At 31.8% G+C, this 4,736-nt stretch carries 4 protein-coding genes; all 4 read left to right on the top strand.

From position 1 onward, the window contains the following. Positions 1 to 236: 236 nt before the first annotated feature. The gene (locus ASC41_RS16220; protein ID WP_055434621.1) at positions 237 to 572 is read left to right on the top strand and encodes a hypothetical protein; all 336 of its coding nucleotides are present in this window, start codon (positions 237 to 239) and stop codon (positions 570 to 572) included. 761 nt (positions 573 to 1,333) lie between these two features. Further along, entirely contained in the window at positions 1,334 to 2,329 is a 996-nt protein-coding gene (locus ASC41_RS16215) for a hypothetical protein (protein WP_055437698.1), read from the top strand. A 247-nt stretch (positions 2,330 to 2,576) separates the two neighbouring features. Beyond that, positions 2,577 to 2,861, top strand: coding sequence for a hypothetical protein (locus ASC41_RS16210; RefSeq protein ID WP_055437697.1), 285 nt, complete (start codon positions 2,577 to 2,579; stop codon positions 2,859 to 2,861). Between the two features lie 217 nt (positions 2,862 to 3,078). Continuing rightward, complete coding sequence (locus tag ASC41_RS16205; RefSeq protein ID WP_055437696.1) at positions 3,079 to 3,429, top strand: hypothetical protein; 351 nt, start codon at positions 3,079 to 3,081, stop codon at positions 3,427 to 3,429. Positions 3,430 to 4,736: the final 1,307 nt, after the last annotated feature.

Raw genomic sequence — 4,736 nt, 5'->3', positions numbered from 1 at the left:
AACGGATTTACCAAGCTTTGCGCAACTCTTAAGCCGATAAAATAATTCCTGTAACGTACGGCAACATTGTATAAAAATTATGCTTATTTTAGTCCTTAAACAATGGAAGTGCTTCTTTTGCTAGCTTCTGATTTTCCTTCGGAAAATCCCAGCAAGCAAAAACGCACAATCCTTATACGTAACCGTTGCCATTCATTGCGGAACGCACTCTAAATGGAAATCAGGAATTAAAAAGAATGAAAATAGAGAAAGAAAAATATTTAATTTATTCAATTGTTCTTTTAATACTTGGATGGCTATATTTTTTCTCAATAAGTTACTTGAATCATATTGACTTTTGGGAACAATTCAAAGGCGGAATATTCATTCTAGCTCCAAGAAGCGGAAAATATGAGACAATTTGGTTTAAATTAATTGCTATAGGGTTTGGTTCGCTTAGTCTATACTTTAGTTACAAAAGTAAACCACCTATTAAAAAAAAATTAAAAACTATATTAATTTCAATATCATTATTATTAATAATTATGAGCATTGTTGCTTTTCCGAGTTTAATATTCGAATATTTAATTTGAAACTGAACTGTGTGCGGAATTTAGCAAGTTGCGGAATTGCTCACTCAATCTATATTGAAAAATATTACGGAATAAAACGCTGACTGAATTTACTCAAACGCTGAAAAGTGGAAAACAGAATTTAGTATGATAATTTGAACTCTGAAAAAACAACGAAATGGCAACAACGTATAAAATTAATTGCTATTTTAGGCTAAACTTAAAGGTCGTTGCGTGTTTGTTACATCTGATTTTCCTGCGGAAAATCCTCGCAAGCAAACAACGCAACTAATCTTATACAATCACGTTAGCATTTATTGACGACAGAAATCTGAAACATTAAAAAGGTTGTTTAATAAAAAGTGCTTTAATACAGAAAAATGTGAAAATAATTGTGTGAAAAATCACTCAAACTCTGAATTTATAAAATTGCGGAATTTAAGCAACTTGGCGGAATTTGAGTTCGTTTGTGAAATCTGAATTATATGCGAAACAGAAACTCGTGAATTATCACTCAATCGGAATTAAAAAAGTTTGCGAATTTGAAAATCTGTACAAAATAAAAACAGGAATTTACTCAAATGCTGAAAAAATAAAATTCCAAATTGGAAACTAAAAAGAAAAACAAATGCTAACAATGTGTAAAATTAATTACTGCAAATAGCTCACTTATGAAATCCTTCGGATTTCAGCCGTTCGTGCGTAATTACGAATTTATTGCTATATTTACGTAACTAATATTACACGCAAACGTTAGCTGTAATTTAAAAAAAACTCACATTATGAAAAATAACATATTAATTATATTCCTTTCACTTACAATAGTTTGTTGCAAGGAAAATAACACAAACACATCAACAAAGAAATCAAAAACCGAAATTATAGACAATAAAAAAAGTTACAAAGGAACAGGAAGTATAACCCAAGGTTTGGCAAAGACAAAAATAGAAAGCCTATTAAGTTCGAATCCAAAAGGTAGTAGAATTGCTGGTGTTGGAGAAATTAACGATTCTGAGAAAAATATTTGGACAGTTCCCGGAATCAATAATTTCGATAATTCACCAAAAGCATTTGACTTGTATAATGAAAATAGTGGAACTACACCGAGTAATCTATCCGAAGTAGATTTAAATTCTGTTCCAGTCACAGAAATTGATGTTGATGGAGAAATTATTACAGGTTACATTTTTGCTGACAATTATTTTGAATTATACATTAATGGAAAGTTAATTGCAGTAGACCCAGTTCCGTTTACCCGATTTAATTCAAACATTGTGAAATTTAAGGTAAGTAAGCCTTATACCATAGCTTTAAAAGTTATTGATTGGGAAGAAAATTTAGGTTTAGGTTCTGAAAACAATAGAGGTAAAAAATTTCATCCAGGAGATGGCGGTTTTATAGCCAGTTTTAGTGATGGAACGGTCACAAATAATAAATGGAAAGCACAGACATTCTATACAGCTCCAATAAATGATTTAAGTTGTTTAAGTGAAGTTGGAGAGAAAAGACTTTCTTCAAATTGTAGTACGGATGGTGTTGATGATGGAACGAATTTTTATGGTATACATTGGAAAATTCCAGAAAATAGTTTTGGTATTGATTTTGATGATAGTAAATGGCCAAATGCAACAACTTATACAGAAGAAGTAATAGGGGTTAAAAACAAAAAAGCATATATAAATTTCATAGAAAAATTTAGTGGAACTGGTGCAGAATTTATTTGGTCTACAAATGTTGTTTTGGATAATGAAGTTATTATACGATTTAAAGTGAAATAAAACTACAGCTAACAATGTATAAAAAACATAGGGCTTTTGTGTTAACCTCAAAGGTCTGTGTTTATTTACAAAGTCCACTAAATATAAAATTTGGCATTTAACCGAAAAATAAAAGCAAAATATTTATATTTAGCTAAGTGTTAAACCGAGACGATAGTGCTTATCAACTGCCCTACGTTTCTTATATTAAACGTTGTACGTAATTTGAGAAAAACCGAACTGAAATAGAAAATAAAGAATTAATTAAATGAGCGGAGGAGCTGGACACGTTGCGGATATGAATAATAGAATGAAACAAAATCGTTCTATGAAAACATCTAACAAACCGAAATTTAGATCTAATAATAGAGATTTGAATTTTTCAAGTGGCAAATCTGAAAAACTGAATTTTAAAAAAGTTTCCGAGGAGGAACTTACTCGAATTAAAGCTGAAATTAGAAAGAAAGCGCAATCGGAACGAAAAAAGGAAAGAATAATATTTGCATTGATTTTCTTAATTCTAATCACTATTTTGACTATATTTTTTAAATAGTATTTTGAAAATAATAATCTGAAAAATAAAAACTACGTACAACAACGTATATAAAAAATTGCTGGTTTTAGCTAAATCAATAGGTCGTTGCACGTTTGCTACGTCTGATTTTCCTTCGGAAAATCCTCGCACGCAAACACGCAACTTTCCATATACAAACACGTTGTGTACAATTACTCAACTAACTCAAAAGAAGGAATAAAACGTTGAATTGAACTTGAAAAAAACTGCAATAAATATCAAAACTGAAAAGTGGAATGAAATAATCTCTGAATTAAGAAAAAGAGGTTGGATTGTTACTGCCAAATATTACGGGTTTGACGCTGGAATTGATGACGATTTTTTGATTTTAAGAAAAGGATTTAAAAAGATATTGTTTGGTTGGACTAATTGGTTTGAGGGAGAAATAAAATGCAATGACCGAATTTTTGAATATTTAGAATCTGAATTAAAACTGGAATTTGAATATGGAAAACCTACAAGTCTAAAACCACTTGTGATTTCGACATACAGAATTCAATCTTTGCCATTATTTCTTGTAAAAAAACTGAATTTATTGAAAAGCTGAAAATTAAAAAACTGTACACAACACAGTATATAAAAAATTGCTGGTGTTGTGCTTAACCAAAAGTCGTTGCAAGTTTGCTACGTCTGAATTTCCTTCGGAAATTCCTCGCACGCAAACCCGCAACTTATCATATACTAACACGTTGTAAACCATTTCCTTGTATCGCAATTGTCACGTAATATTTTAATTGCGCAGCGGACAAATTTATTCTTCATATGAAAGCGGAGCTTTCAATTTTTTTTGAATTTAAGTCAAAGATGGCTACCGAAAAATTGTAATGAAAATAATCGGAATTTCACTCAGTCGCAATAGAACGCAACAATCGGAATTTAGCAATGTTGCGAAGTACAACGCAAATCGGAATTGAATTATGAAACGCAAGTGTTACGCAAGTATTTCGTATCGGAATTTGACAATTACAGCGTAAAAAGCGATAAATTAAGGCGTAAAAAACTAAAAAACGGTTAACAACAGGTTGTATAATTAATTGCTTGGGCTTGTGTGTACTCGGAAAATCCTGCGGATTTCCCTAACGTTCGGTTTATTCTTATTAGATTAGTTGCTTAAACCACGCAACTAACCATACATCAAGCGTTGCCGTCCATTGCTCACTCGGCTCAAAAAACGGTAATTCACTCAAAAGTCGATTAAAGTAATAACGGTTTCCGATACATTAATTGCGCAATCTTTGCGTACGACTGACCTCACTCCCACGCAATCTTTGTTAAACCGATTTACTAAGCTTTGCGCAACTCTTAAGTAGATAAAATAATTCCTGTAACGTACGGCAACATTGTATAAAAATAATGCTTAATTTAGTCCTGAAACAATGGAAGTGCTTCTTTTGCTAGCTTCTGATTTTCCTGCGGAAAATCCCAGCAAACAAAAACGCACAATCCTTATACGTAACCGTTAGCGCACATTGCTCACTCGGCTCAAAAAAAATAAATCGTTCTAAAGTGGTTTAAAAAGTAAAAATAGATTCCTATATTTCTCACTCAACCGGTTTCTGACCAAAGCAAAGCGCAACTGTTGCGTACGACTGATTATTGAAACGGTAAATCGGAACGGTAAAAAAATAAATTACAAAAAACTCACTTTCGAACTTCCGACCAAAGCAAAGTGCAACTGTTGCGTGCTAATGATTTTAGGAACGCTTAATTTAAACGGTTTAATAATAACGTGCGCTAACATTGTATAAAAATAATGCTTAATTTAGTACCGAAACTATGGAAGTGCTTCTTTTGCTAGCTTCTGATTTTCCTACGGAAAATCCCAGCAAACAAAAACGCACTATCTTTATACTT

The organism is Lacinutrix algicola (assembly GCF_001418085.1).
In the GTDB taxonomy this organism is placed as follows: Bacteria; Bacteroidota; Bacteroidia; order Flavobacteriales; family Flavobacteriaceae; genus Lacinutrix; species Lacinutrix algicola.
The sequence above is the reverse complement of the archived record's forward strand: the minus strand, read 5'-3'. Positions and strand labels throughout refer to the sequence as shown.

Coding starts and splice junctions, on each gene's coding strand:
- ASC41_RS16220 (WP_055434621.1), top strand. CDS start 237: ATGAAAATAGAGAAAGAAAAATATTTAATTTATTCAATTGTTCTTTTA.
- ASC41_RS16215 (WP_055437698.1), top strand. CDS start 1,334: ATGAAAAATAACATATTAATTATATTCCTTTCACTTACAATAGTTTGT.
- ASC41_RS16210 (WP_055437697.1), top strand. CDS start 2,577: ATGAGCGGAGGAGCTGGACACGTTGCGGATATGAATAATAGAATGAAA.